23 protein-coding genes and 4 pseudogenes are annotated in these 25,384 nt (G+C 59.5%); 12 read left to right on the plus strand and 15 right to left on the minus strand.

Annotation, left to right across the window (positions count from 1 at the left end):
• The first annotated feature begins 2 nt into the window (after positions 1 to 2).
• From QYQ99_RS16820 to QYQ99_RS16840, 5 genes are all read left to right on the plus strand, one after another.
• Entirely contained in the window at positions 3 to 815 is an 813-nt protein-coding gene (locus QYQ99_RS16820) for an SURF1 family protein (protein ID WP_302089208.1), read from the plus strand.
• Positions 751 to 1,500 carry a hypothetical protein gene (locus tag QYQ99_RS16825; RefSeq protein WP_302089209.1) on the plus strand — a complete coding sequence of 250 codons (750 nt, stop codon included), beginning with the start codon at positions 751 to 753 and terminating at the stop codon, positions 1,498 to 1,500. Before QYQ99_RS16820 ends, QYQ99_RS16825 begins: the two co-directional genes overlap by 65 nt.
• A 77-nt stretch (positions 1,501 to 1,577) precedes the next feature.
• A complete protein-coding gene (gene cyoE / locus QYQ99_RS16830; RefSeq protein ID WP_302089210.1) occupies positions 1,578 to 2,501 on the plus strand; it encodes a heme o synthase in 924 nt (307 codons plus the stop codon).
• A gap of 6 nt (positions 2,502 to 2,507) precedes the next feature.
• Positions 2,508 to 3,122 (plus strand): SCO family protein, encoded by a 615-nt coding sequence (locus QYQ99_RS16835; protein WP_302089211.1) that lies wholly within the window; start codon positions 2,508 to 2,510, stop codon positions 3,120 to 3,122.
• A 225-nt stretch (positions 3,123 to 3,347) separates the two neighbouring features.
• Positions 3,348 to 5,123 (plus strand): putative bifunctional diguanylate cyclase/phosphodiesterase, encoded by a 1,776-nt coding sequence (locus tag QYQ99_RS16840; RefSeq protein ID WP_302089212.1) that lies wholly within the window; start codon positions 3,348 to 3,350, stop codon positions 5,121 to 5,123.
• Between the two features lie 18 nt (positions 5,124 to 5,141).
• Here the strand turns inward: QYQ99_RS16840 and QYQ99_RS16845 are convergent, their stop codons facing one another.
• The 11 genes and pseudogenes from QYQ99_RS16845 to QYQ99_RS16890 form a co-directional block, all read right to left on the minus strand.
• Positions 5,142 to 6,305, minus strand: coding sequence for a hypothetical protein (locus QYQ99_RS16845; protein WP_302089213.1), 1,164 nt, complete (start codon positions 6,303 to 6,305; stop codon positions 5,142 to 5,144).
• Between the two features lie 30 nt (positions 6,306 to 6,335).
• On the minus strand, positions 6,336 to 6,926 hold the full coding sequence (locus tag QYQ99_RS16850; RefSeq protein WP_302089214.1) for an immunity 22 family protein: 591 nt from the start codon (positions 6,924 to 6,926) through the stop codon (positions 6,336 to 6,338).
• Positions 6,923 to 7,564 (minus strand): DMP19 family protein, encoded by a 642-nt coding sequence (locus QYQ99_RS16855; protein WP_302089215.1) that lies wholly within the window; start codon positions 7,562 to 7,564, stop codon positions 6,923 to 6,925. The genes QYQ99_RS16850 and QYQ99_RS16855 overlap by 4 nt, the downstream gene beginning before the upstream one ends.
• Positions 7,565 to 7,567: 3 nt before the next feature.
• Positions 7,568 to 8,506: a DUF6999 family protein gene (locus QYQ99_RS16860; RefSeq protein WP_302089216.1), complete on the minus strand. Its 939-nt coding sequence runs from the start codon at positions 8,504 to 8,506 to the stop codon at positions 7,568 to 7,570.
• Positions 8,507 to 8,537: 31 nt separating this feature from the next.
• Positions 8,538 to 10,481, minus strand: coding sequence for an iron-containing redox enzyme family protein (locus tag QYQ99_RS16865; protein ID WP_302089217.1), 1,944 nt, complete (start codon positions 10,479 to 10,481; stop codon positions 8,538 to 8,540).
• Positions 10,482 to 10,498: 17 nt separating this feature from the next.
• Entirely contained in the window at positions 10,499 to 11,431 is a 933-nt protein-coding gene (locus tag QYQ99_RS16870) for a fatty acid desaturase (RefSeq protein ID WP_302089218.1), read from the minus strand.
• The gene (locus tag QYQ99_RS16875; protein ID WP_302089219.1) at positions 11,432 to 12,175 is read right to left on the minus strand and encodes a sterol desaturase family protein; all 744 of its coding nucleotides are present in this window, start codon (positions 12,173 to 12,175) and stop codon (positions 11,432 to 11,434) included.
• A 252-nt stretch (positions 12,176 to 12,427) separates the two neighbouring features.
• Complete coding sequence (locus QYQ99_RS16880) at positions 12,428 to 13,426, minus strand: Bug family tripartite tricarboxylate transporter substrate binding protein (protein WP_302089220.1); 999 nt, start codon at positions 13,424 to 13,426, stop codon at positions 12,428 to 12,430.
• Positions 13,427 to 13,568: 142 nt separating this feature from the next.
• The gene (gene rpoH, locus QYQ99_RS16885) at positions 13,569 to 14,513 is read right to left on the minus strand and encodes an RNA polymerase sigma factor RpoH (RefSeq protein ID WP_302089221.1); all 945 of its coding nucleotides are present in this window, start codon (positions 14,511 to 14,513) and stop codon (positions 13,569 to 13,571) included.
• A gap of 367 nt (positions 14,514 to 14,880) precedes the next feature.
• The gene (locus QYQ99_RS28480) at positions 14,881 to 15,045 is read right to left on the minus strand and encodes an integrase core domain-containing protein (RefSeq protein ID WP_437439079.1); all 165 of its coding nucleotides are present in this window, start codon (positions 15,043 to 15,045) and stop codon (positions 14,881 to 14,883) included.
• Positions 15,046 to 15,139: 94 nt separating this feature from the next.
• Positions 15,140 to 15,909: pseudogene (locus tag QYQ99_RS16890) on the minus strand (transposase); the annotation flags it as partial.
• 405 nt (positions 15,910 to 16,314) lie between these two features.
• Here QYQ99_RS16890 and QYQ99_RS16895 point away from each other — a divergent pair.
• The 4 genes from QYQ99_RS16895 to QYQ99_RS16910 all read left to right on the plus strand — a co-directional run bounded on the left by QYQ99_RS16895 (position 16,315) and on the right by QYQ99_RS16910 (position 19,839).
• Positions 16,315 to 17,253, plus strand: a complete 939-nt coding sequence (locus tag QYQ99_RS16895; RefSeq protein ID WP_302089222.1) for an ABC transporter substrate-binding protein — start codon at positions 16,315 to 16,317, stop codon at positions 17,251 to 17,253.
• Positions 17,254 to 17,334: 81 nt separating this feature from the next.
• On the plus strand, positions 17,335 to 18,234 hold the full coding sequence (locus tag QYQ99_RS16900; protein WP_302089223.1) for an ABC transporter permease: 900 nt from the start codon (positions 17,335 to 17,337) through the stop codon (positions 18,232 to 18,234).
• Positions 18,227 to 19,027, plus strand: coding sequence for an ABC transporter ATP-binding protein (locus QYQ99_RS16905; RefSeq protein WP_302089224.1), 801 nt, complete (start codon positions 18,227 to 18,229; stop codon positions 19,025 to 19,027). The genes QYQ99_RS16900 and QYQ99_RS16905 overlap by 8 nt, the downstream gene beginning before the upstream one ends.
• A 14-nt stretch (positions 19,028 to 19,041) precedes the next feature.
• Complete coding sequence (locus QYQ99_RS16910; RefSeq protein ID WP_237734876.1) at positions 19,042 to 19,839, plus strand: alpha/beta hydrolase; 798 nt, start codon at positions 19,042 to 19,044, stop codon at positions 19,837 to 19,839.
• A gap of 30 nt (positions 19,840 to 19,869) precedes the next feature.
• On the opposite strand, the gene QYQ99_RS16915 is transcribed toward QYQ99_RS16910, so the two are convergent.
• The 3 genes and pseudogenes from QYQ99_RS16915 to QYQ99_RS16925 form a co-directional block, all read right to left on the minus strand.
• Positions 19,870 to 20,547 carry a GntR family transcriptional regulator gene (locus QYQ99_RS16915; protein ID WP_202788529.1) on the minus strand — a complete coding sequence of 226 codons (678 nt, stop codon included), beginning with the start codon at positions 20,545 to 20,547 and terminating at the stop codon, positions 19,870 to 19,872.
• A gap of 65 nt (positions 20,548 to 20,612) precedes the next feature.
• Complete coding sequence (gene atzF / locus QYQ99_RS16920; RefSeq protein WP_302089225.1) at positions 20,613 to 22,400, minus strand: allophanate hydrolase; 1,788 nt, start codon at positions 22,398 to 22,400, stop codon at positions 20,613 to 20,615.
• Positions 22,401 to 22,710: 310 nt separating this feature from the next.
• A pseudogene (locus QYQ99_RS16925) lies at positions 22,711 to 23,440 on the minus strand (transposase); the annotation flags it as partial.
• A 111-nt stretch (positions 23,441 to 23,551) separates the two neighbouring features.
• Here QYQ99_RS16925 and QYQ99_RS16930 point away from each other — a divergent pair.
• From QYQ99_RS16930 to QYQ99_RS16935, 3 genes and pseudogenes are all read left to right on the plus strand, one after another.
• Positions 23,552 to 24,026, plus strand: a pseudogene (locus tag QYQ99_RS16930) (IS66 family transposase).
• Positions 24,026 to 24,145, plus strand: a complete 120-nt coding sequence (locus QYQ99_RS28355; RefSeq protein WP_367882815.1) for a hypothetical protein — start codon at positions 24,026 to 24,028, stop codon at positions 24,143 to 24,145. Before QYQ99_RS16930 ends, QYQ99_RS28355 begins: the two are co-directional and overlap by 1 nt.
• Before the next feature lie 468 nt (positions 24,146 to 24,613).
• Positions 24,614 to 25,123 (plus strand): DUF1993 domain-containing protein, encoded by a 510-nt coding sequence (locus QYQ99_RS16935; protein WP_302093201.1) that lies wholly within the window; start codon positions 24,614 to 24,616, stop codon positions 25,121 to 25,123.
• A 20-nt stretch (positions 25,124 to 25,143) separates the two neighbouring features.
• Here QYQ99_RS16935 and QYQ99_RS16940 read toward each other — a convergent pair.
• A pseudogene (locus QYQ99_RS16940) lies at positions 25,144 to 25,286 on the minus strand (transposase); the annotation flags it as partial.
• Positions 25,287 to 25,384 lie beyond the last annotated feature (98 nt).

The following is a 25,384-nucleotide window of genomic DNA, read 5'->3' on the forward strand; positions in this document are numbered from 1 at the left end:
TGGTGCGCATTTCCCGATTTCCAGACCTCTGGCGGTTTCTACTGATTTCTGCGGTGGCCTTGATCTGCGTGGCCGTCACTGCGTCGCTGGGCTTTTGGCAACTGGGCCGGGCCGCGCAGAAACAGGCTGTTTTCGATGCCATCACGCGCCAGCAGGCGCTGCAGCCCTGGCATAACGCCCAGCTGGCCGCCGAAGTGGCTCTGGCGGCAGACTCCGCCGGCGAAGCGCGCAAGGCGCATCTGCTGCATAGGCCCGTGCAACTGCAAGGCCAGTGGCTGGCCGAGCAGACCCTCTTTCTGGACAACCGCCAGATGCAGGGCCGCGCCGGCTTCTATGTACTCACGCCCTTCAGGCTGAGCGCTCCTCATGAACACACGGTGGTCATCGTGCAGCGTGGCTGGGCGCCGCGCAACTTCATGGACCGCACGGTTCTGCCCGAGGTGCAGACCCCTGCAGGCCTGGTCGGTATCGAGGGCCGACTGGAAGCGCCGCCCTCCAGGCTGATGGAGCTGGAAGCCGCCCATGGCGGGGCAGACCCTGATGAGCAAAAGTCGCGCATCCGACAGAATGCAGACATCGCACTGTGGGCGCAGCAAAGCGGCTTGCCGCTGCTGGCCCTGAGCGTGGTGCAAGGCGGCGGCGCCAGCGAAGGCTTGCTGCGCGACTGGCCGCAGATCAATGCCGGGGTGCAAAAGCACTACGGCTATGCTTTTCAGTGGTTCGGACTCAGTGTCTTGGTGGTGTTGCTCTATGTCTGGTTTCAACTCGTCCGACGCTTTTACCCCCGCCGCCGTGCAGCGCAGCCCGAGGGATGAACCGCTGAGCTTTGCTGTCCACAGCCTGCCCGATCCCGCACAAAGCCGCACACAGCAGGCGCTGCTGGCGCGCAGCGGTCGCTGGAAGATGCTGGCCGTGCTGCTGGTCTGTGCGGCGCCGGTGCTGGCATCCTACTTCACCTACTACGTGTTGCGCCCCTCGCAGCAGCGCAGCTATGGCGAGCTGATTGCCGAGCAGCCGGGCCTGCCCGATGTGCAGGCGCAGACGCTGGACGGGCGCAGCGTGAATCTGAACAGCCTCAAGGGCCAGTGGCTGCTGCTCAGCACCAGTGCCGGGGACTGCGGGCAGCGCTGTCAGGAACATCTCTACCTTCAGCGCCAGCTGCGTGAAACCCTGGGCCGTGAAAAGGACCGGCTGGACTGGGTCTGGCTCATCAACGACCAGCAGCCCGTTCCGGAAAAAATCCTGCCTGCTGCCGAGCAAGCCATAACAGTACGTGTGCCCGCTGCAGTCATCGGCAACTGGCTCAAGCCCGCGGCCGGGCATGCACTGGACGAGCATCTGTATGTGGTCGATCCGCAGGGCCACTGGATGATGCGCTTTCCTGCAGGCATGGACAAAGCCGCGGCCGGCAAGGCCAAGCGCGATCTGGAGCGGTTGCTGCGCGCCTCTGCCTCATGGGACGAGGCCGGGCGAGCTACGGCCGATGCAGCAAAGAAATAGGTGTTGAGGCCGGCTTTAGCCTGCTTTCGCAAAGCACACTACCGGCCATCTGGTTCATCGTCAGCGAGGAGGGCCGCATGCAGGCAGAAATCTCGGATTTGAAAGGTGCTGTTCCAGACGCAATGGCGGCTTCTTCGCGCTGGGCACAGTACCACGCGCTGACCAAGCCCAAGGTGGTGCAGCTCATCGTCTTCTGTGCCTTCATCGGCATGGTGCTGGCCGTGCCGGGCGTTCCCGGCTGGCAGGATTGGGGCCGCATGCTGGCGGCCTGTGCCGGCATCTGGCTGGTTGCGGCAGCGGCAGCGGCGTTCAACTGCCTGGTCGAGCGCAGCATCGATGCACGCATGAAGCGCACGGCCTGGCGGCCCACGGCGCGCGGCGAGCTCTCGCATTCCCAGGCCTTGCTGTTTTCGGCCTTGCTGTGCGCAGCAGGGGCCGCCATCTTGCTGCTGGCCGTGAATGCTCTCACGCTGTGGCTGACGCTGGCCACCTTCATTGGTTACGCAGTGATTTATACCCTGGTGCTCAAACCTTTGACGCCGCAGAACATCGTCATCGGCGGGGCATCGGGTGCCATGCCGCCCGTGCTGGGCTGGGCCGCGATGACGGGGCAGGTAGGGCATGAAGCCCTGCTGCTTTTTCTCATCATCTTTCTCTGGACGCCGCCGCATTTCTGGGCGCTGGCGCTGTACCGTGTCGAGGACTACCGCCGCGCCGGCCTGCCCATGCTGCCGGTCACGCATGGCAATGCCTTCACGCGACTGCAGGTGTTTCTCTATACCCTGGTGCTGTTTGCCGGCTGTCTGCTGCCTTTTGTGGTGGGAATGAGCGGCTATTTCTACCTTTTTGCCGCAGTGATTCTGGGGTTGGGCTTTTGCGGTTATGGTTGGGCACTGCTGCGCAACTACTCGGATGCGCTGGCACGCAAGACCTTCCGCTTTTCCCTGATCCATCTGAGCCTGCTGTTTGCAGCGCTGCTGGTGGATCATTACCTAGCCTGACAGACCATGGATAAACGAGCTGTGCTGCGCGTACTCGGCGCTTTAGGCGCCGCAACACTGGCCGGTGCGGCCACATTGACATTGACTGCCTGCAAGGACGACAGCAAGCCCAAATTTCAGGGCGTGGATGTGACGGGCGCAGACTATGCCAAGGACATTCCGCTGACCGATGTCCACGGGAAAAAGCGCAGTCTCAAGGATTTCTCGGGCAAGGTGGTGGCCGTGTTCTTCGGTTACACCCAGTGCCCCGATGTCTGCCCCACCACGCTGCAGGAGCTGCTTGAAGTCAAGCAGGCGCTGGGCGCCGATGGCGACAAGCTGCAGGCCGTTTTTGTGTCGCTGGACCCCGAGCGTGATACGCCGGAGGTACTCAAGGCCTATCTGGCCAACTTCGACGAGAGCTTTGTGGGGCTCAGCGGTACGGCCGACGAGATTGCTGCCGTGGCCAAGGACTTCAAGATATTTTTCAAGAAGGTGCCAGGCAAGGTCGAAGGAACTTACACACTCGATCATTCGGCCGGTACCTATCTTTTCGATCCCCAGGGCCGGTTGCGCGTGTACGAGCGCTATGGCGCGGGACCGCAGTTGCTGACTCAGGACGTGAAGGCACTGCTGGGCTGAAGCGTTCGCGACCAGCAGCATTGGTCTCGGGTTCTGAAATTTATTGTTACATGTTGGTGTTTGATGTAGCGCAATGAGAGCGTGCGATGTCACGCGCATAGTGAGCGACTTCAAACACTTGGCAAGGCTCGATCCGGCTTCCTAGAGCTGGGCATGCAGGCCGGTGATGCAGCATGGGGAGTGGCTGCACGCAGGGACGCCAGAGTGGATATCTGGAGTCTGTGTATGGCCGAGTGCCCTTTTTCTTCAATGCTCAAACCGGTGTCTGAACCGGCGCTGGCGGACTGCCAGCGCCGGTTGCGACTGGCCATGTCGGCCTGGCAGGAGGGGGGGAGCCTTTCTGCCATGCTGAGCCGGCGTGAGCAGCAGGCGCTGGATGCTGCGCCGGACGGCATTTTGCTGGTGGACCGGGACGGGAACATCGTGACGGCCAATGCCGCCATGCAGGCCATTTCAGGCTACGGGCGCAGCGAGCTCGAAGGGCAGGCGCTGGACATGCTGCTGCCGCCCGAGTTTCAGGCCGGGCATGGTCATTACCTGCGCAGCTACTTTGCCCAGCCATCGCGCCGGCCCATGGGGCTTGGCGGTGTGCTGTGGCTGCAGCGCAAGCAGGGCAATGCCGTGCCGGTGGACATTGCTCTTGGCTATTTTGGCGATGACGACAAGGGCTTGGCCATAGCCTTTGTGCGCGATGTGACGGAGCTGCATCAGATGCAGCAACGCCTGAAGTTCCAGGCCACCAAGGACACCCTGACCGGCCTCAATAATCGCTGGCAATTCGGCCAGGAGTTGCAGGAGCGACTCAAGTTGGCGCAGGCCGACGGCGAAGCACTGGCCCTGCTGCAGCTGGATCTCGACAACTTCAAGGCCATCAATGACGGCTACGGACATGCAGCCGGCGATCAACTGCTGCGGGAGGTCGCCAGGCGGCTGAAGTCCCAGCTGCGCAGCGAGGGCGTGCTGGCACGCCTGGGTGGCGACGAATTCATGGTGCTGCTGGTGGGTGAGAATGCGGCCCGAGCCCGCTTCTGGAGCGAGCAGATACTGGCTGCGCTCTCCATCCCCTTCAAGCATGACGGGCTGGCGCTGGATTTTGGTGCCAGCGTGGGCATTGCCTTTTATCCCGACGATGCGCAGACCGGTGACGACCTGATGCGCTTCGCCGATATGGCAATGTACAGCGCCAAGGCCCAGGGGCGCGGCCATGCGGTGTTTTTCGAACCCGCCATGGGCAAGGAAATGGCCGAACGCGTGCAACTGGCCGAGCGCTTGCGCATGGCGCTCAGCTATGGCGGTTTGCAGCTGCACTACCAGCCTCAGGTCAAGGTCGAGAGCGACACAGTGGTGGCTGTTGAGGCCTTGCTGCGCTGGCATGATCCCTTGCTGGGCAATGTCAGCCCGGCACGCTTTATTCCGGTGGCCGAGGCCTCGGGCCAGATCGTGGCTCTGGGCAACTATGTGCTCGACGCAGCCTGCAAGCAGATCGCTTTGTGGCTCAAGGCCGGTACGCCGCTGCGGGTTGCGGTCAATCTTTCTGCCTATCAACTGCGGCAGGTGAATCTTGTCGAGCATGTCAGCAGCTGTTTGCAGCGCTATCAGGTTCCGCCGCAATGGCTGGAGCTGGAGGTGACCGAATCCCAGGCCATGATCAACCCGGCTCAGGGAAGCGAAGTGCTACAGGCTCTGGCGCGGCTGGGAGTGACGATTGCGCTGGATGATTTCGGCACCGGCCATTCGTCGTTGGCCTATCTTCAATATCTGCCGCTGCAGCGCGTCAAGCTGGGGCGGGAGTTTCTGTTTCCCTCGCCTTGCCGGGACAGACTGATGGGCGGCATTGTGCATATGGCCCATGCGCTGGATCTGGAGGTCGTGGCCGAAGGCGTCGAAGAGCTCGATCAGCTGCAACTGCTGCGCGACATCGGTTGCGAGTTTTTCCAGGGCTGGCTGCATTCGCGCGCCATGCCTGCCGAGCAGGTGCAGGGCTGGCTGGCAGTGGTTTGATGATATTGACTGACGGGATTAGCGTGACTGCTGCTTCCAGTCAGGCTCGGGAAAATGCTCGTTGGATGCGGTGACGATCAGGTCCAGCACCGGCTTGCCCTCCTCGTCGAAGCGCACTCCGGGGCCCCAGCGCGCCTGCTGGCGCTGGCCCGAGAACCAGAACAGCTTGCGCTCCCAGCTGCCGGGCTTGGGCGGCTTGCGGTTGGCCTGAATCAGGTGCTCCTGTATGCGTTGCAGGCCTGCTGTGAGGCACCACGGAGCCAGTTGCAGAAGCGCGGCTCGCAGCTCTCGCACCCAGGGCTCTGGCGCGGACGAGAAGCGCTGGAATGACTGACCTGCGGCAAGTCTTCGCACGCGTTCATGAAGCTCGATGCCATACAGTGCGCAGGCCTCGCTGACCTTGCCCTGAGCCATCAGACTGCGTGCCTTGCGCTCCAGAGCCGAGTCCTTGGGGGGCTCTGCCGGCGACCACAGCCAGCGGGCATCGCTCCATTGATGGCGGCAGTTGTAGAGAAACTCGGACGACAGAAGCAATTGCCATCCCGGCATCTTTGACTGCATGACCGATCGAACCATCAGGCAGGGCTGGCGCTTGCGTGTGGCAGGGCCATAGGCCGCGAGTATGGCAGTGGTGCGCGCTGCAGGTCGTCCGCGATCATCTCGCGGCCAGGATTGAAGCAGGCGCATGAGGTCGACAGCGGCCACATCGGCCTTGAGCCGTTCAAGCGCCTGTGGAGCATCCGCGAGCTTGTCCAGCAGGTCGAGGTTCAGATCCTGATCCACCCGAGGGACACAGGCCTCAGTCTCATCGATAGATGGACTGCAAGCCATGGCCTGGATGGTGACTTGTTCCGGTGCTGCATCAGGCGCTGCCCGCCATTCATGCAGCAGCTGTGCAAAGCGCCCGGGGTTGCAGCTGACTTCATGGTGTATGACTTCACCGGCCGCATCGCGCAGCGTGATCCAGGCATGAAGCCGATGCTCCGCGCCCAACTGCATGGTCTGCTCATACCTGGTGGCCGAGAAAGCGCCGTTGCCACCGTGGTGCACAAAGAATTCGACATCCATGCAGCCGGCTGCCACGCTGCTGGTGATGCGTGTTCTGGCTGCGTCCTTGTGTTCGGCCTGGCAATCCGGCAGTTGCAGCCATTGCTGCGAAATCTGGGCAATGAAGTCTTGCATGAAGAAGATGGAAAAAGCGTCGGACCTGCGTCAGTCGTCAAAAAGACCGATGTAGCTCAGTCCGTTGTAGAGCTTGTCCGGATCGGTGATCGGTTCGGTGGGGTCGGCATAGACAAACATGGCGTTGGCTGTGTGAATGCCCTGGGTTTCACAGGCCTGCACGATGAGCGCGAGCGATGTGTCGCAGTCCAGAGTGCTGTGGCTCACCAAGGCAGAGACAGGGACAGGCTCTGGCAGCCAGATCATCAGCAGCAGGTCTTCGTCGAACAGAAATTGTCTGCCCAGATCCTGGCAGAAGCCGCAGCCCGTGACATCTTGCTGGCTGCTTTCAATGTCTTCAACTTCCAGCTCCCAGTAACTGTCTGCATGTTCAAAGTAGCGGGCAAATTCCGGCTCGCCCAATGGCGTATTTCCTATCCAGAAATGCAGTGCAGAAAAAGGCGCAGGCGGTGGTGTCGGACCCAACTCCTCGACCCAGTCGAACAGGGTTCCGGGCTTGAGGCGGTGGCGCTTTTCCAGCTCCGCAAACCCGCCGCCGGGTGTGCGGTTCAGCGCTTCGTCCACCAGGGCCTTGCGAAATGCCAGCGAATAGGTCTTGCCGGATTTGTTTTCTGACTTCATTGGGCGGGTCCGTAGTGCATGACCACGAGCTTGTTCAGGGGCTCCGGGTAGTCCCAGAAGGCTTCTTCCAGTTCCTGCAACTGCTCATGTTCGGCGTCCGTCAGCAGCGCAGGCAGGTCGGAGAAGTCCACATTTTCTGGCATGTCTTCGAAGCGCCTGAGCACCGCAAACATGTCTTGCAGACATTGCTGCGTGACGGGCGCGCCTATGGCCTGCAGAGCCTGCAGGGTGAGCTGATGGTTTTCCACTCCCCAGTTGCCCAGAAACTGCAGAAAGCCGCCGTTGTTGATATCGGCTTCCATGCGCCATAGAGCCACCAGCTCATGCTGGACCGGGGATATCCGGGTGACGTCCCATTGGGCGGCGAGCAGCGCGCCCATGGCCTGGTTGTAGAGACTGTCCTGATCCAGCTCCCAGACGCTGACCATGCCTGCGGGCGATGGCGGCCACAGCGCCGGCCAGTTCAGACCGTGATCCTCGTCGCTCAGAACCCAGTGCAGCCTTTGCCCGGGTGTGGCTTTTTCGAGGCGGATATGCCGCTGAATGGGCTCGGCCAGTTCACGTCCGTCCGCGAGTGTCAGCCAGATGGTCTGCTCGTCGATGCGAACGCCTGTGATGCGGTTGCTTCGTGAATCCATGGTTCAGCTTTGTGCGGCGGTCTGATCCGTCACCGTCTCGGCAGCCTGGCGCATCTTGGCCAGCTCGCGCGCGGGAATGGGGTGCTCGCCGTTGGCCATGCGTGTCAGCAGCGAGTGCAGCATCTCGGTGGAGAGGCCGTGCAGCACCAGGCGGTAGGCCGCATACAGGGTGGATAGCGGCACCATGGGATGCTTGTTGTTGAGCAGCACCAGATGCTCTGGCGATGCCAGGATCTTGGCGCAGTAAATGGCAACGGTTTCGTCGAGCTGCAGCGAGTTGCTGGCGCGCCAGAAGTCGTTGTCGGTCAGCAGTAACTGGTAGATGGGCGTGTACAGCTCGATGGCGCTTTGCAGGTCGATGACGTTGAAGCGACCGCGCGGCATGTCTTCGAGCCTGAGATCGGGCTCGCGGATCATGGAGAAGTCGGGCTCGGCCACGGGCACCAACTCCTGCCCGTTCTCGCGCAGTGCCTTGTTCAGGCGGATCACGAAGTTGAAGAGGTTGAGGTCGTGCTTGAGAAACAGCTCGTCCTTCACATCGTCAATTTCCATGGGCATCAAGGGCGCGGTGCTGACCTTGGTCGGGGCATTGGCAGCGACGAAGGCCAGTACCTGGGAGCCCAGGTGAAAGTGGCGCATGATGAGCCAGTTGGCCTCTGGCGAGAGAAATTTCTTCATGCCGAAGGCCAGCAGGCGGTGCAGCAGCATGGAGTGCGACCAGCGCTTGGGCAGAAAGATCTTCAGCGCCTGAATGATGATCATGGACAGCCGCGCCAGCGGCCGCATGGCGGGCAGAAAGAACTGGCGCGAGCTGCTGCTGCAGTCGCGCAGCCAGGCGGCCTTGACCTCATCGGGCAGAGGTGTGCTCTGGTCGAGGTAGAGCGCCAGCCAGGGGCTGGGGTCGCGCTCGTCCCAGACATGGTCGTTGAACTCGTTCTTCATGAATCCTCCCGGTGCTTCTTGCGGTTTCTCGTTATCGCTCGGCCAGCACATGTTGGAACTGCATCAGGTACATGGCTGCCGTGTTGCGTGCGGTCTGCAGGATGGCCTGCTGGGCCGTGCCTTCACTGTCCAGCTCCAGGGCCATCTGCACGGCCAGCAGCCAGCGCTCCAGGTGGTTCTCGTCATTGGCGCCGTGGTATTCGAGAAAGCGGAAGGCATCGGGAGGCAGCGGCAGGCTCTGGCGCAGCAGGGGCAGCAGGCTGGGAACGATGCGCTGACCCGTGCCTTCGATGATGTAGATGGCACCCAGCAGGCCGATCGGGTTGGGCGTGGCAGCCAGGTTGTGCAGATAGGCATTGAGCGCTTCGCCGCCGGGGTTGCGGCGCAGGCGGTTGATGTCTGTCTCGGTGCCGCCAGCCTTCAGATAGTCGCTGTGCAGAATCTTGAAGTCGTTCTGCTCCTCGCCTGCATGCAGGTCGATCAGTGAGGCGAGCGTGGCGTAGTCACCGGTCAGCGAGGCCGCGCCTTCGCGCATCCACAGACTGCCTTCGCGCACCTGCGGAATCCAGTGGCTCATCCAGCGCAGATAGTCGGTGATCTGCAACTGGCGCGTGCGCATGCGCTGGAGCAGGGGCGTGCGCCAGACATTGCTGCGGTAGTCCTGCCAGATGCTGGCCAGCTCGGTCAGCAGTGGTGCCAGTTGCGATGGCGCAGCGGCCGGGTCATGGGGTGCGGCGATGGTGGATACATCGGGAAGAGCATCATCCGGCAGCGCTGCTGACTGTGCCGACTGTGCCGATTTCCGAGGGAAACCGGCCTCTGGCGTTTGCTCTGCACTCGCATCCGGCTCTACTTCCCATAGCATGTAGCCTGCGGTAAAGCGGCCCGACTCGGGGATGAAGCAGAGCACGGTGTCGCCTGCTTTCAGGCGCTGGCCCTGCTTTTGCAGAAACTCCGACAGCATGATGAAGATGGAGGCTGCACCCGTGTTGCCGCGCCAGGCCAGATTGCTCCACCAGCGCTCGCGTGCAATGCTGAGCTGGGCCTTGCCCAGCAGCTCGTCGACAACGGGGATGAAGCGCTCCGACGAGTAGTGGCAGAGAAAGTGGTCTATGCCGCGTTCGGGCACCCAGCCCTGGTGGGCAAGGGCTGCATATTCGTGAATGCAGACATCGAACAGATGCGGCAGCAGGCGAATGTCCTGGCGCAGCGCCAGAGCGCCTGCGGCCTCGGCATCGCTCCAGGCGGGGAAGTCCAGATGGCTTGTGCCGCGATCGGCCGTCAGGCCCAGTTGCATGCACACGGGGTAGTCGCCGGCAAAGCTGCGCTGGTGCGTCCACTTGAGCTTGAGGCGCAGTCCGTTGGCCTGGGGCAAGGCCTTGGGGCCGCCCAGCAGCACGGCGCCCGCGCCGTCGGACAGCATCCAGCGTAGAAAGTGGGCGTCAAAGTCGGCGTCATAGCCCTGGGCCGCAAAGCGCGAACGCTTGAACAGGCGCGAAGGCATTTCGCTGGCCACCGACAGGGCCAGCGCATGGGCGCCGCTTTCCACGGCCATGGCAGCGGCCTGCATGGCGCCCACGCTGGCGGCGCAGACGCCGTGCACGGACAGCGTTTCCATGGGCGGGGCGGCCATCTCGCCCTGAATCATGCTGGCAAAGCCGGGCATCAGCGCATCGCCTCCCGAGGAGCCGCTGGACAGAAAGCCGATATCAGAGAGCTTTTTGCCAGCCAGAGCCAGGGTCTCCTCGATCGCGCCAGCTGCCATGCGGGCGTTGCTGAACACCGTCTGGCCTTCGCCATTGATGGCGTAGTGGCGAGTCTGGATGCCGTTCTCGGCCAGGATGCGGCGCTTGATACGCTCGGAGATGCGGCTCAGCGGTGCGACAAACGCATCCATGCCAGCATTGTCCACTGGGGCACCAGGCAGAAACATGCCGGCAGATTGCAGATAGACGTTGGAATAGGCAACAGGCATAGATCCTCAACAGGTTTTTACTTCACAGAGTCGGGTGGCATCTGCGGCTGGGTTCTTGCCGCGGGCCAGACCAGACCCAATACAAACACGCGTCCCATATAAGGCAGCAGGCCACCCTCGTTCAATGAAGGTGTGACCCGTTGGCGGTAAATGCGCTCGTGCAGCCCGCTCAGGTCGGACCAGTGGGCATGTGGGCATTCATGGTGCGCGGTGTGCAGGCCAATATTAAAAAGCAGGGGGTTGACCAGGCCTTCAAAGTTGCGCGCGTAGTTCAGCTCGATACCCGGAGTATTGCGCTGCGCTCTGGTCAGTGGTCGGCCATCGGCGTGGGCATGCTGCAGATAGTTGGTGGCCAGCAGCCAGTGCAGACCGTGCAACTGGGGAACGATGATGAAGATCAACGCCTTTTGCCAGTCCAGCCAGAGAAAAAAGCTCCAGCTGCCCAGCCACAACGCGTATTGCCCCATGCAGTAGCGAAAGGCTCCAGGCCAGCGACGGCGCAGGTTGTTCAGCCAGCGAAAGAACAGCGGATACAGCACGAAAGCCGCCTGCACCGGATGAAGCAGATAGCCCCACAGATGGTTGGTGTCGCCGCCCCACTCAGGCCGGTAGGTGCGAGCCAGATCGCGCGGTCCATGGCGAAATCGATGGTGATTGGCCACATGGGCGGGCCAGAACACAAAGGTGGGGTGGCCTTGAAGCAGGGTCAGCCAGTAATCGGTGAAGCGGTTGGTCCAGCGCCCCCACCACATGCGCACATGGGTGTGGTTGTGGTGAATCACGCCTACGCCCAAGGTCAGAAACAGCTCGATGCTGTAGAGAATGAAGCTGAAGCCATGCCTCCATTGCCACCACACGAGCAGCGGCAGCAGGAGCATGTAGAAGACGGATTGCCAGTCCCGCCAGTGGCGCAGGACTGGATACCGGCGCTGGCCTGGGTGCCTGCTCATTCAGTGAGTGGAGCTTTTGGGGGTGTTGTCTGCGGCCCGCGTGCGCATGAGCCGGTCCATGAAGGACAGCGCAAAGCCATAGTTGCCTGCCGGGCGCGCGTGGTGCAGATGGTGACGGCGGCTGGCGGCCAGTGGATGGGTATCGGGGACTGAGGGGAAAAAATCGTAGTTGGAATGGCCGATCAGATTCAGGATCAGGCTCAACACCGGCACAGAGGCCAACGACCAGAAATAGAAGTCATGCACCAGCATGGGCAGCAAGATGATGTTGCCCAGCATCAGCGCCTCGATGGGGTGAAAGCTGTAGGTGGACCAGGGCGTGGTCACCACGGAACGATGATGGTCGCCGTGATAGCGCACCAGGCGGCGTGTGTGCAGCAGGCGGTGGTTGATCCAGAAGTGCACATCGTTCCAGATCAGCAGCGCAAAGATCTCCACAGCGATGCGTCCAGCACTGGCTGTGGGCGAGAGCTGGGCCCAACCCAGTTGCAGAAAGCCCCAGGGAACGATCATGCCTATGCCGAAGATCAGTATGGAATGAAAGGACTGGCGCCATTCACGTTGCAACTGGTCGGGCTTGAGCGGACGTATATCCAGCGGCCTGCCGATACCGGCACGGGCAAGAGTTGCCGTCAGAGCACCCATGAGCAGACCGCCCAGCAGATAAATCCCCCCGAAAAAAACCAGGCCCAATGCCATGACTTGCCAGGCATTGAGTTGCGTGAACCAGGTACCAGCGTCCATGAAGGCTCCAAAAGCGGTGGCGCTGCCCTAGATACAACAATGCGCCCAACGGCATAGCGTAAACCCATGCCTGTCGGGCGCATGATAAAGGACGCCGCAGTAGCTTCAACCGATACCCGGAGTAGCGCTCAGAGCACGGGATGTCGGAAAACTGGAGATGTCCCAACCGGGAGATGACCAGCAAGGGCTGCCCCGTAGCAAAGGCCGTCGTCCCCCTCTGAGGAAGACGCAAAGCGGCTCAGGGGGCGGCTTTTACTGCGCCGTGATGCCCTGCTCGCGAATGATGGTGCCCAGTGCCTTCACATCCTGCTGGATGCGGTTGCTCAGGCCTTCGGGCGAGCTGCCCACGGCTTGCCAGCCTTGCATGGACAGCTTCTGGCGCATCTCGGGCGTACGCACGATCTCGCTGACGGCGGCCGCCAGCTTGTCCACATGGGCCTTGGGCATGGACCTGGGTGCAGCCACTGCGTTCCAGATTTCCAGATCAAAGTTGTTGACGCCGAGCTCTTTGAGGCTGGGAAGGCCGGGAGCCAGCGGGCTGCGTGCTGCAGAGGTCACTCCGATGCCGTGCAACTTGCCGGCCTGAATCTGTGTCATTGCCAGTGCCGGAGGGAGCATGGACAGCTTCAAGTCCCCGCCCTGAATGCCGTTGAACACCTGGGGGTAGCCGGTATAGGGCACATGCACGGCCTTGATGGCCGAGCGGCTCTTGAGCAACTCCATGCCCAGATGACCCACGGTGCCGACACCGGGCGAGCCATAGCTCCATTTGTCGCCAGCCTTGGCGGCCGCTTCCATAAAGGCCTTGCCTTGTGGGGCCGACGCTGGGGCCACCAGCACCAGCGGAGCCACGCCGATCAGGCTCACGGGCTGCAGGTCCTTGATGGGGTCATAGCGCACGGCAGGGTTGAGCATCTTGGCAATGGTCATATTGCCGTTGATCATCACGCTGAAGGTGTAGCCATCAGCCTTGGCGACATATTCGCCGGCGATATTGCCGCCAGCACCCACGCGGTTTTCCACGATGATGGTCTGACCCAGCTTCTTCTCCAATGGCTCGGCCAACGCGCGGGCCGTCAGATCGGGCGAGGAGCCTGCGGGGAAGCCCACGATCAGGTGCAGGGGCTTGTCGGGCCAGTTGTCGGCTGCCAGGACGGCCGGAGCCATTGCTGTCGCCACCATGGCGACTCCTGCTGCAACCAAGCTGCAGCGGGACAGGTTCTTCAAGATGCGCGAAGTGCGAATAGGCATGGCAGGTCTCTTTTGAATTCTTGATAGGCGATCGGTGTGCATGAGAACATGCATCAATGCCGAAAAATAAAAAACCCGGAAATTATCCGGGTTTGAGGTTCAGCATTTCAGCCTTTTAAAGGCTTGGAGCGCATGTTGGCGTTTACGCAAACTCGGCCAGCGCTTTTTTCATCTTTTTCATGGCGGCTACCTCAATTTGGCGAATGCGCTCGGCGCTCACACCGTATTCGGCAGCCAGCTCATGCAGCGTCATGCCGCCAGAGCCGTCGTCATTGACCTTGAGCCAGCGCTCTTCAACGATGCGGCGGCTGCGGTCATCCAGGCCTTCCAGAGCCATGACCAAGCCATCGGTTGCCAGATGATCGCGCTGGCGCGATTCGAGCATGGCTGTAGGTTCGTGACTGGCATCAGCCAAGTAGGCGATAGGGCCGAAGGCCTGTTCTCCATCATCACTGGGAGAGGGGTCCAGCAGCACATCGCCACCGGCCAGACGGGTCTCCATCTCAATGACCTCTTCACGCTTGACGTTGAGCTTTGCAGCGACCGCGTCAATTTCGTTCGAAGTCAGGGTCTCGCGCAGGGCCAGATCGTCGTCGGCCATGGCGGCATCGGACTTCAGGTCCTGCTTCATCGAGCGCAGATTGAAGAACAGCTTGCGCTGGGCCTTGGTCGTCGCGACCTTGACCATGCGCCAGTTCTTCAGGATGTATTCGTGGATCTCGGCCTTGATCCAGTGCATGGCGTAGCTGACCAGACGCACGCCTTGATCGGGATCGAAGCGTTTGACAGCCTTCATCAGGCCCACATTGCCTTCCTGAATCAGGTCGCCGTGAGGCAGGCCATAGCCCAGGTACTGGCGCGAGATGGAGACAACCAGACGCAGGTGGGACATCACCAGACGCCCGGCGGCGTCCAGATCATTGTGTTCTTTGAGCTTGCGAGCGTAGTCCTGCTCTTCCTCAAGGGTGAGCATTGGCATACGATTGACCGCCGAGATATAGGCATCCAGGTTGCCCAGCGGAGGTACCAGCGCCCAGGGGTTCGCGGGCGCCAGGGCAGTAGCAATGGCGCCGGAGGCAGTTTTCATTGCAGGTTTCCTTTCTTCCATGATCTTCATATTAGCACTCCGTTAGAGAGAGTGCTAAAGACAAAGTTCCCACAGCTTTTGTTGGTTTTTGGCGGCGCAGGCTGTCGATTCTTCTTGAGTTTTGTTCTTTTCTCACTGAGTTTTGTGTCGATTTTTGTACTTTTCTCATTGAGTTTTGTACTTTTGGTACATGCTGGAATTCGTGTAACTCAATGATTTACAATGATTTTCTCGCTCTATTACTAAGTTTTGCAAACCGACGTCCCCCCGGATTTGAGTAGCGTCTGACTCTGGAGTCCAATCCCAAAGATAGAAGGAAACGCAAGCGCAAGAAGATCCTATATTGACCCAGCAGAACCTGCACAGGTCAGGCCGCAAATGCAAATGCCTCAGCGGGTGTTCTCATGTTCAGCGCCTGGTGCGGGCGCCGGTGGTTGTAAAAGTGGATCCAATCTCCAATCAGGCGGCTGGCATGCTGCAGCGATTCGAACCGGTGCCGATGCACGCATTGCTCCTTGAGCGTACGAATCACCCGCTCGACCAAGCCATTCTGCTCAGGGCCGTGAAGCTGCTGCTGGTGAAGACCAGTCCATTGTCCGAGCGCAGTAGGAACGGAGCTGGCACGCGCCCGAATCGCACTTGATCTCAAAGCCGTCAGAGCACCAGCGCATGTTGCTCATCGGCACACTGACCTGGCCATCGTGAATGCGGCTCGAATGCCGTCGCTTGGGCACCTTGGGCAACAGCAGTCGATGCAGCGCCATGACTCGGTAGATGCGCTTGTGGTTCAGCGCCTGTTGACCTTGCGAACATCGCTCTCGATTGAGCAGCGCACCGGCGCGGCGATAGCCATAGCTGGGCAACTCGGCAATGTGGCGCCGCAGCTCGGCCAGCAAGAGCTCATCCTGGGTCGGAGTGCGGCCTCTGCGGCTGTCTTGCCAGTCGCCAGAGCGGTGATGCCGCACATGCAGATTCGAGCGCGCCACGCCCAGCACCGAGCAGACCGACTTCATTGGTCGTCCCCAGGCAACAACGGCGAGCGCGCAATCCACTTTTTTGCTGCGGCGAGCTCCACGGCTTCCTTGAGGATCTCGTTCTCCAAGGTCTTTTTGCCCAGCACACGTTGCAGCTTGGCGATCTCGGCGCGAGCTGCGGCGAGTTCCGAAGCCGGCACAACCGCTTCGCCGGCGCTCACGGCCACCAGTGCGCCTTCGCGATCCAATCGCCGCCAAGTGAATAGCAAGCTCGCCGACACGCCCTCCTGGCAGGCCACGAGCGAGACGCTCATGCCCGGTTCATACGTCTTGCGAACCAAGGCAGCCTTCTCGGCAGCCGACCAGCGCCGCCTGCGCTGGTCTCGGATGATGACCTCAATCGTCTCTGTATGCCTAATCATATGCACAGTCCTATGCCTATCTCGAAGATAAGCGATGGACTGTGTCCGGAGATTCAGGGGGCTATCTCACCCAAACGCTTCAAACTCGCTCCGCTCCATCAAATGCCAGGACTAAACACCTAGTGCTGTGTTGGCGATTGATATCACCGACCTAAGTTCTGAGGTCTTCAACTTTGGAGTGGTACGAGAATTTCGTAGTCCATTTCGGTGCATGGTGGGCTGGAATAGCGCATGTCCACGGGGATGGACGCACGAAAACGGTGTTTGGGTGAGGGAGTCCGGCAATTTTCAAAGAGGAAACGTGATTGGCACGGCGCTTGCTTTGAGTGTTTAAAGCGCTTGTGTACAGGCATGTATTCAAGTGGCACGCGTTCTCTCTCTTTGACTCCTCTAAAAGGAATTGCCATGCTGTCTCGCCGTCTTTTGCTCGCCTCTTTGACTACTACTGCCATTGCCTTGTCGGTGACGGCTCCAGCACAGGCCGCTGACAAGGTCATCAAGGTGGGGACGCTCAAACTTATTCATGGCATCACGCCTTATTTCTACGATAAGTTCACGCCGGCGGGCTACAAGATCGAAGTCATTCCGTTTGAAACACCTACCGATGGCAAGAATGCGGTAGTGACCAAATCTGTGGATTTCGGTACCTATGGTCTGGCCGCAGCCACCCTGGGGGCTGCGGCGGGCGAGCCGGTAGTCATAGTTGCGCCGACCTGCAATGGTGGTATGGCGATTGTGGTGGGCAAGAACAGCGGTATTGGCAACTTCAAGGCGCTCAAAGGCAAGCGAGTGGGCATTCTTCCCGGCTCCACGCAGGAAGCCGTGTTTCTGGATCGTCTGAAGGCTGAAGGCATGACGCTCAAGGATGTGAAGTCCGTGCGCGTGTCCTTCAGCGAGATGGCGGGTGCGCTGGAGCGTGGCGATATCGATGGCTATGTGGGCGCAGAACCTGGCCCTTCCATCAGCGCTATTCGCGGTGTGGGCAAGGTTCTTGAGTTCCCTTACAGCACGCCCACGGGGAAGGTCAACATGGTCATGACCACCCATGCCGACACGGTCAAAAGCGATCCAGAACTGACCAAGGTATTCCTGGAGATTCACCGCAAGGCCTCCGAATACGCCATGGCCCATCGTCCTGAGCTGGTACAGATGGCGGGGGCCAAGCTGGGTCTGCCCGCCGATGTGGCCAATCTGGCTGCTGACAATGTAGAGCTGACATGGAAGATCGATCAGGACTGGATCAACCGCAGCAAGTACTACGGCTCGCTGATGCTGGAGCGCAAGCAGATTCGTAAGTTGCCTGATTACAGCAGCTTCATCGTGACGGGTTTCAACCCGAAGTAACACGGCGGGGCCTGGCTGTGCACGACGCGGTCAGGCCTTGACGCCGTTGAGCTGTTATTGACTGTTTTTGGAATTCTTGCCATGTCATCTTCCACTCTTGACTCTCAAGCGCATGCGGCTGTGGCGCCCGCAGTGCCCATCAATCATGCCGCTTCAACGTTTGCGGATCTGGTTATGCCGCAGCAACCCAATGCCGCGAAGGTTTGGATGACAACCTGGCTGGTGCCTACTGTGCTTCCACTGTTGTTGCTGATCGGTTGGGACTTGGCCGTGCGTGCGACCGGAACCATGCTGGTTCCTTCACCAAAGGAAGTCGGGTTGATGCTGTGGGACTTCGCGTTTGGCGGCATCTATGACGATGCCTTCAGCGAAACTCTGGGCATTCACTGGTTGAAGTCCATGTCTCGTGTTTACGGGGCTTTTGGACTGGCTGCTCTGCTAGGCATCCCCCTGGGTCTGGTGATCGGTAAAAACGCCGCCGTACGCCGTTTTGTAGACCCCACGCTGCAAATGTTGCGCCCTGTGCCTGTGACGGCATGGCTTCCGCTGTCAATGATCTTCTTCGGTGTCGGCCCCAACGCGGCCATCTTCCTGGTGTTCCTCGGGGCATTTTTTCCCATTGTCATCAACACCACCTTTGGCGTGAAGTCGGTGGAGCCTCGTCTGTTTGAGGCCGCAGCCATGCTGGGCTGTCAGGGCGCTTCCATGTTTCGTCAGGTGGTGCTGCCAGCGGCCATGCCATCCATCTTCAATGGCCTGCGCCTGGGTCACGGCATTGCATGGTTTTTGATCGTGGTCGGTGAGATGACGGGCGTTCCCGAAGGACTGGGTGCGGCCATCATGGATGGTCGCATGCTCTCGCGCACTGATGTGGTGATTGCCGGCATGGTCGTCATCGGCTTCACTGGCTTTGTCACCGACCGTCTGCTGGTCGCCCTCAACAATCGTCTGCTCAAGTGGAGCCCGCAACACAATGTCTGAAATCCTTGCTCACCGTACTCCTGCCCCCATTCTGGACATTGCCAATGTCAGCAAGGTCTTCAGTTTGAATGGTCGCCCCATCCACGCTCTGAAGGACGTGAACCTGAAGATCCAGAAGGGCGAATTCATTTGCTTGATCGGTGCTTCGGGCTGTGGGAAATCCACGCTGCTGCGCATCATGGGGGGCTTTGAGAAAGTCTCCACGGGCGTGGCCAAGATGTATCACACGCCTATTTCCGAGCCCGGCCCGGATCGAGGCATGGTCTTCCAGGACTATGGTTTGTTTCCATGGCTCACGGTGCGTCAGAACATTGCATTCGGCCCCAAGCAACGGGGCCTAACGGAGGTCAAGCTCAAAGAAATCTCGGATCACTATCTGCACATGGTGGGACTGACCAAGTTTGCAGATCATTTCCCCAACCAACTGTCAGGCGGCATGAAGCAGCGCGTATCGATCGCGCGAGCGCTGGCCAATGAGTGTGAAGTGCTGCTCATGGACGAGCCTTTCGGTGCACTGGATGCGCTGACTCGCGAAGTGCTGCAGCAGGAGCTGTTGGATATCTGGGAAAAGACCAGGCTGACCGTGATTTTTGTCACCCATGCAGTGGAGGAGGCTGTTTTGCTGGCTGACCGCGTGGTGGTCATGACGGCCGGTCCAGGTCGTGTGGAGCGTGACTATCGCATTCCACTGGAGCGCCCGCGCCATATCACGGCACCAGAATTCAACCTGGTGCGCAAGGAGCTGACGGAAATGCTCAGCAGTCATGTGGCTCATCATGCCAAGGCCGCTTGATGCTGGACTGTTTATTGAACCTCCCGCAGGTCGCGCGTGATGCGGCCTACGACAATACCCGTGCCGTCGCCGACAGTGCTCGGCAGCTCGCTGATTTCGAAGCCCGCAGTGTGGAGCTGGTGCAGAGATCCGCTGGACAACTGGATGTGCCGTTTGGAACGGCAGAGCGTTTGCGCTACGACTTCTTTGAGGGCGAGTCCGGTGCCAGCACGCTGCTGTTCATTCACGGCGGCTACTGGCAGATGCGCCACAAGAACACTTTTCGGTTTGTGGCTCAGGGCGCGCTCGCGCATGGACTGCATGCTGCTCTGATTGGATACACGCTGGCTCCCGAGACCACGCTGACTCAGATCGTGGAGCAGGTGAGATCAGGCATCGCGGCTGTGCGCCGCCATGCATTGCAGCAGGGAGGCAACGGACGCATCTTGCTATGCGGTTGGTCCGCGGGTGGTCATCTCACTGCAATGGGCCTGAATTGCGAGGGAGTGGTTGCAGGCCTGGGCATCAGCGGAATCTACGACCTGGCACCGATTGCTCATACCTACCTGAACCAGGCGCTCCGGCTGTCTGGCGCTGAAATCGAGCAACTGAGTCCCTTATGCCTGCCTGCAACACGCAAGCCGTTTGTGACAGCCTATGGAACAGCAGAACTTCCCCAATTGCAGGCGCAGAGTCAAGCCTTTGCGGCCTATCGCTGTGGCATGGAGGGTGATGCAGAAGTAGCCATAGAAGGCGCGGATCACTTCAGCATCCTGAATGCGCTGGCTCAAGAGGATGGAGTGCTGCTGCAGGCTTTGCTGCAGCATCGGTGAGCCAAAGATCAACGGCAGTGCTCGTGAAACTTAGAGGGAAGGCTGCTTCTGCCTTGCATTCTGCAGAGTATGCAAAGTGATGTTTTTTACTTCGTCACGGCTCACGCGGATATGTTGCTGCAGCAACGACTTGGCCTGCAAGCCGTCGCGGCTTAACAATGATCTGAGGATGTCGCCGTGCTCCTCGTAGGTCACGTCAATGCGGTAGTTGCGCGTGAATTCCAGACGCCGCACGATACGAATTCGGTCCGTGATATCTCGGTGGATGCGGGCCATTTCCTGATTGCCGCTGGCCGCCACCAAGGCCATGTGAAACTGCTCATCGTTGCGCGAGACAGTGGCTATTTCAGACAGCCGTTGTGGCGCGGGGATGCACCACAGCGCGGTCAGCTCATGCAGGCGTATTTCCAGGTCGGGGGTCTGAACAAGTAGATCCAGCGCTGCGCATTCCAGTACTGAACGCACATCGTACAACTGCTCGAACATCGTGAAGTCAATGCTGTTCACGATCCAGCCGAGCTTGGGTATGACGGAGATATATCCTTCGCGCTGCAGGCGTACGAGCGCCTCGCGCACAGGGGTTCGGCTCATGCCGAGATCCGCGCCAACTTCGTTTTCGCTGAAGCGGTCACCAGGAACATATTGAAAATTGTCCAGGGCTTGGCGTAGTTTTTCGTAAGCAAGGCTGGCCAGGCTGGTGGAAGACATGATGGGGGCTCCTTGTTTTTTCGTTGGCTGCTGCGGCGCACAGGGGCTGTGCGCCGCAGCGTGCTTCACAGAGACTGGCAGTACGCGCGCCAGCCGCCGAACGTGGTGATGTCCCGGGCCTGCGTCAATGCATGGCCTTCGCAGATAAAGCCTTTCACGCTGCGTCCATCCTGCAGCTGCACCGAACCAATGCCCAGAGGCGTTGGAACGCCGGCTACAAAGCGGCCAAAGTTGGCAATTGGCATCTCCCACACTTCGACTGTGATGGCAGCCCCTTCGTCTGACCGTGCCATTCCAGGTTTGGCAGGTACCGTGCCTTGCAGGGCATACAGGCGGTAGTCCGAAGCGGTGCTCGTCTCCTCGCGAAAGCGCGCACCACAAGCCAGCAATTCATGGTTGAGAGGCATGCCACGCAGATGTGCACCCACCACGGCTACTTCGATAGTCTCGCCTTGTGTCGGTACCCGCCATGTTGGCAGTAAGCCAGCGTTTTGGGCGGGAAGGCCTGTAACGCCGGCACACAGATGGGTTTGTGCTTCCAACTGCTGAGCCCAGCGCACCAGATCAGGCTCGCGCCAGCCCGGCGCTATCAAGGTGATACCAAAAGGCAGGCCGTCTGGCAGTTGCGATGCAGGGATGGCGATCGCCGACCAACCTAGAAGATTGACGAAATTGGTATAGGTTCCCATCTCCGAGTTGACGCCGATCGGGTCAGCTTCCACCTCTGCCATGGAGGGGTGGCGCGGTGCGCTAGGAACACACAGAACATCACATTGTTGCCAGATATTCTCGGCTTGCTGTCTGAGGTCTTGCAGTTGGTACTGGGCATTGAAGGTATCGGCAGCGTTGAAGCGCTGGTGTACGTCCAGAACCTGGCGAATCACTGGCAGCAAGGCTTCTGGCTGTTGTTCGTAGATGCTGCGTGCTCCGACCACCCGTTCAGCCACCCAGGGGCCGTAGTACAGCAGATTGGCGACTTCAAACAATGCATCAAAGGGCAAGGCTTGCACCCGCTCGGTTTGCGGCTTCAGACGCGCAAGAAACGCAGCAAATGCACTCTCATAGTCGCTGGAAAGCTTGCGTGCATCAGGCACCCCCACGCGCAGTTGAGACAGCGGGGTATGTTTGGCGATGAAGGGACGTGACCGGGCATAGCTGTCCTGTGTGTCAGGCCCTTCCATGAGTGACAGAATCAGAGCGCTATCGGCCACATTCAGCGCCAGAACACCTATGCAATCCAGCGTGCGGCAGGCAGGCACCAAACCAGTGCCGGGCACTGCACCGGGAGTGGGCTTGATTCCGACGATCTGGTTGAAGGCCGCAGGAATTCGGCCCGATCCAGCCGTATCCGTGGACAGGGCAAATGGAACCAGACCACGCGCCACCACAGATGCCGAGCCTGAGCTGGAGCCGCCGGAAATCAGTCGGCTGTCAAACGTATTGGGCACGGCACCAAATGGTGAGCGCGTTCCGACGAGACCGGTGGCAAACTGGTCCAGATTGGTCTTGCCCAGAACAATGGCTCCGGCTTGCTTGAGGCGCTGAACTGCCACAGCATCGCGCTGTGCCGGATAGGCGAAAGCAGGGCAGGCAGCCGTGGTGACAAAGCCCTCTACATCAATGTTGTCCTTGACTGCAAAGGGGATGCCGAACAAAGGAAGACGCTCACGGCCTTGGGTTTGCTGAAGTGCCTCCAGTTGCAGCAACTGCGCTTTCAATTGCGCGTCACTGGCAATGCTGATCCAGGCAGAGTCATCGCTTGCCAGACTACGACGCTGCTGCTCAAGCAATGCAGCAGGGTCAGCGCCTTCTTGATAAGCCCGCTTCCAATCTTCAAATGAACCAATCAGCATGATGAATACCCAGATGTATACAAGATGCTTGGTTTAAGCAGGTTGTATGCCAGTTTGCGGTAATCCATCCTCGTTCCGAAGCTTCCAGCCAGTTCGGCTATGAAGGCAGCGGGAAGTCGGTCAGAAATTGCTGGCCACGTTGGTTGTGCCCAGGCTTCTGAACCTGCCATCTCGGAAAATACAAAACTGAGTGAGAAAAATTCCGGAAAGTACAACACTCAATGAGAAGCGAGTACAAAACTAGCCTCTTCACGCAGCGCTAAGCCGTTGATTGTTTGTGGAGGCGAGTACAAGACTCAAGGAAAATCGACACTTCGCTCACCCACTTGGAACGGATGGCCCCGGCGACATCGATGGCCAGGCACTCCCATGTGTATTCGTCCACGACCGCAGGCACTTGATCTGTTGACCGCTGGCCGTGGTGTCGAAGACGAAGTCATAGGCCCAGACCATGTTGGCCTTGGACGGCGTGTGGATGCGCTTGCGTGGGCGTTTTCTGGGCACCAGCAAGCCCGCCTGACGCCACAGCCGGTGCGTGCGTGACCAGCTCAGCTCGAAGCCCTCGCAACCCGGTAACACGCGGATGCACCGGTAGCCGTAGCGCGGATACTGGGCCGACAGTTCCCTCATCGCCGCGAGCACTGGTGCATCCTTGGCCGGCAGGCGAAGCTGGTAGCTGGGCGTGGCACGCGACGTATTAAGCAACTCCGCAGGAGTGGCGCAGACTCAGGCCCCGTGTGCGCATGAAGGTCAGTTGCTCGCCCCGAGCCTGCGGGCTCACCATTTTTTGCGTTGACCTCCTTGAGGGTCTCGATGTCCAGATCCTGCTCGGCAAGGAGTTTTTTCAGGCGCCTGTTCTCAAGCGCCAAGGCCTTGAGCCGCTTGATGTCGGCCGCCCCCATCTGGCCGAAGTGCTTGCGCCGGGCGTAAATGGTCGCGTCGCTGACCTTGTGCTTCTTGGCGGCCTTGGCCACTGTCGTGCGATCTGCCTCACGCAGGATCGTGACCATTTGCTCTTCCATGAATCGACTCTTTTTCATGGGCTCCTCTTTGGGAGGGTGCCATCTCCCCGGATATCAATGTCTCGGAGAAACCGGGCAGGTCATTTCTACGGCTACCTGCAGGTTGATGGGTATGCGGGGTACAACACCATGCAAGCGGCTGCACGCTTAGGCTGTATGGCACATGTGCGCAGAAAGTTCGTTGAGGTCCAGCAATCCATCCCCGCTGCCAATGCTAAGGAGTCGATTGCATTGCAGCCTATTGGGCTGATTCAAAAGCTGTATGTGATTGAAGCGCAGATGAAAACGGCTGAAGTGTCAGAGCGCAAGCGAGTGCGGCAGCATTCCAATCTTGAACCAGCTCAAAGCGTGGCTGGACGAGCACGTAAAGCTTGTAGAGCCCAAATCACAGCTGGGCAAAGCCATTCACTACGCACTGGGCCAGTGGTCCTATGTCATTCGCTATGTTGAAAATGGACTTCTGAGCATTGACAACAACATTGCAGAACACAGTATCAAGAATCTTGTCATCAGCCGGAAGAACTGGCTGTTTTCAACCATCTGTGGATGGCGCATATGCAACGGCGGTGTTGACCACTATGGTCCGATCCGTACCAATACCTAGTGCAGGTACTCAACAAGCTACCGCACGCCGAGAGCGAAAAAGATTTCGAAGAGATGATCCCTTGGAATGTGAAGGCAGGGCTAGATGTTGCCGATTTGCAAGCACGCCTCGCTGCTTGACCGCTCATGGTTTTCAGATGAACGCCTTGTATGTGTAGTTGTACAGCGGCTTTGCAGCGATCGCAGTCTGTCGAGCATCTGTATTTGACTTCCGCTTTGGGCTAATGAGCGGCCCTTCGACACGGTTATTCCAACGATCGCGAAGAAGAAAGTTGGCCATGAATGGCGTCAGTTCACGAAGCGAAGGAGGATTCGCAGTACTGGCGAAGAGATAAATCCCCCTGTGGAATAGAGTCCGTGATGATTTGCGCCTGCTTCGACCTCATCCTTGCATCCACACCTTGAATACCCTCGGTAATGTGCTAATTCCCGTGCTGCACGAACAGCGCTTGGAAACCGTATCAGGTCGCGCAGACTACAAGCGTCATACATGATGCTTGTCCTTTTACTGTTAGCCTTCCATGGTCGGCATGGGCCTCTGCCATGCCAGCTCCGGCCATCGTGCCCAATCTGAAAAGTGAATTCACTATGACAAGCTCGCTGTACAACGCCTCCGTTCCCGTCATGCTGCAGATGTTGCGTGCCCTGTCCGATGTGCTCAAGAAGGCTGAAGACCACGCGACGCAAAAAAATATCGAGCCCAATGCTCTTCTGCAGGCGCGACTTTTTCCCGACATGTTTCCGCTAGTACGTCAGGTACAGATCGCCTCAGATTTCTCCAAGGGCATTGCCTCCCGTCTGGCTGGTGCCGAGGTGCCATCCTGGCCCGACACTGAGGTCAGCTTCGCCGACCTGCAAGCATTGGTCGCCAAGGCTGTAACCTATCTGGAATCCTTCAAGGCCGAGCAATTTGATCTCAGCGAGAGCCGCGAGATCGTACTGCGCCCCGGCACGCCAAAGGAAAAGAAGCTGACCGCCAGTGCATATCTTCTGCACTATGGTCTGCCGCAGTTCTTCTTCCACGTGACTACCGCCTATGCCATCTTGCGCCACAACGGTATTGAGATTGGCAAGCGCGACTATATGGGTGCCTATTAACACGAGAGACGCCACTCAACCAAGCCAAGCAGGCTCTTGATGGTCAAGAAAAATGAATGGCTGCATCCGAGAACTGCGGGCTGCGCCTGCGTTTTCCGCTGGGTGCGACAAACCATTGCCTGCGCTTGTCCAGCCAGAGGGTCGACCAGCCCCGGGCCTTCAACGCTGCGTTGTAGCTGGGTCAGTTGGTCGTGCGATGCCGGGCTTGGAGTGGGAGGGCTGCCCCATCACTCGAGGTCACTAGACGGCAGAGAGCAATTA

Source organism: Comamonas testosteroni, assembly GCF_030505195.1.
Taxonomy (GTDB): domain Bacteria; phylum Pseudomonadota; class Gammaproteobacteria; order Burkholderiales; family Burkholderiaceae_C; genus Comamonas; species Comamonas testosteroni_G.

Excerpts from the sequence above, each read along its gene's own strand:
- QYQ99_RS16935 (WP_302093201.1), top strand. The coding sequence starts at position 24,614 with ATGACAAGCTCGCTGTACAACGCCTCCGTTCCCGTCATGCTGCAGATG.
- QYQ99_RS16915 (WP_202788529.1), bottom strand. The coding sequence starts at position 20,547 with ATGTCTTCCACCAGCCTGGCCAGCCTTGCTTACGAAAAACTACGCCAA.
- atzF (WP_302089225.1), bottom strand. The coding sequence starts at position 22,400 with ATGCTGATTGGTTCATTTGAAGATTGGAAGCGGGCTTATCAAGAAGGC.
- QYQ99_RS16900 (WP_302089223.1), top strand. The coding sequence starts at position 17,335 with ATGTCATCTTCCACTCTTGACTCTCAAGCGCATGCGGCTGTGGCGCCC.
- QYQ99_RS16860 (WP_302089216.1), bottom strand. The coding sequence starts at position 8,506 with ATGAAGAACGAGTTCAACGACCATGTCTGGGACGAGCGCGACCCCAGC.
- QYQ99_RS16825 (WP_302089209.1), top strand. The coding sequence starts at position 751 with ATGTCTGGTTTCAACTCGTCCGACGCTTTTACCCCCGCCGCCGTGCAG.
- QYQ99_RS16845 (WP_302089213.1), bottom strand. The coding sequence starts at position 6,305 with ATGCAAGACTTCATTGCCCAGATTTCGCAGCAATGGCTGCAACTGCCG.
- QYQ99_RS16850 (WP_302089214.1), bottom strand. The coding sequence starts at position 6,926 with ATGAAGTCAGAAAACAAATCCGGCAAGACCTATTCGCTGGCATTTCGC.
- QYQ99_RS16855 (WP_302089215.1), bottom strand. The coding sequence starts at position 7,564 with ATGGATTCACGAAGCAACCGCATCACAGGCGTTCGCATCGACGAGCAG.
- QYQ99_RS16870 (WP_302089218.1), bottom strand. The coding sequence starts at position 11,431 with ATGAGCAGGCACCCAGGCCAGCGCCGGTATCCAGTCCTGCGCCACTGG.
- QYQ99_RS16835 (WP_302089211.1), top strand. The coding sequence starts at position 2,508 with ATGGATAAACGAGCTGTGCTGCGCGTACTCGGCGCTTTAGGCGCCGCA.
- cyoE (WP_302089210.1), top strand. The coding sequence starts at position 1,578 with ATGCAGGCAGAAATCTCGGATTTGAAAGGTGCTGTTCCAGACGCAATG.
- QYQ99_RS16895 (WP_302089222.1), top strand. The coding sequence starts at position 16,315 with ATGCTGTCTCGCCGTCTTTTGCTCGCCTCTTTGACTACTACTGCCATT.
- QYQ99_RS16840 (WP_302089212.1), top strand. The coding sequence starts at position 3,348 with ATGGCCGAGTGCCCTTTTTCTTCAATGCTCAAACCGGTGTCTGAACCG.
- QYQ99_RS16905 (WP_302089224.1), top strand. The coding sequence starts at position 18,227 with ATGTCTGAAATCCTTGCTCACCGTACTCCTGCCCCCATTCTGGACATT.
- rpoH (WP_302089221.1), bottom strand. The coding sequence starts at position 14,513 with ATGAAAACTGCCTCCGGCGCCATTGCTACTGCCCTGGCGCCCGCGAAC.
- QYQ99_RS16875 (WP_302089219.1), bottom strand. The coding sequence starts at position 12,175 with ATGGACGCTGGTACCTGGTTCACGCAACTCAATGCCTGGCAAGTCATG.
- QYQ99_RS16865 (WP_302089217.1), bottom strand. The coding sequence starts at position 10,481 with ATGCCTGTTGCCTATTCCAACGTCTATCTGCAATCTGCCGGCATGTTT.
- QYQ99_RS16880 (WP_302089220.1), bottom strand. The coding sequence starts at position 13,426 with ATGCCTATTCGCACTTCGCGCATCTTGAAGAACCTGTCCCGCTGCAGC.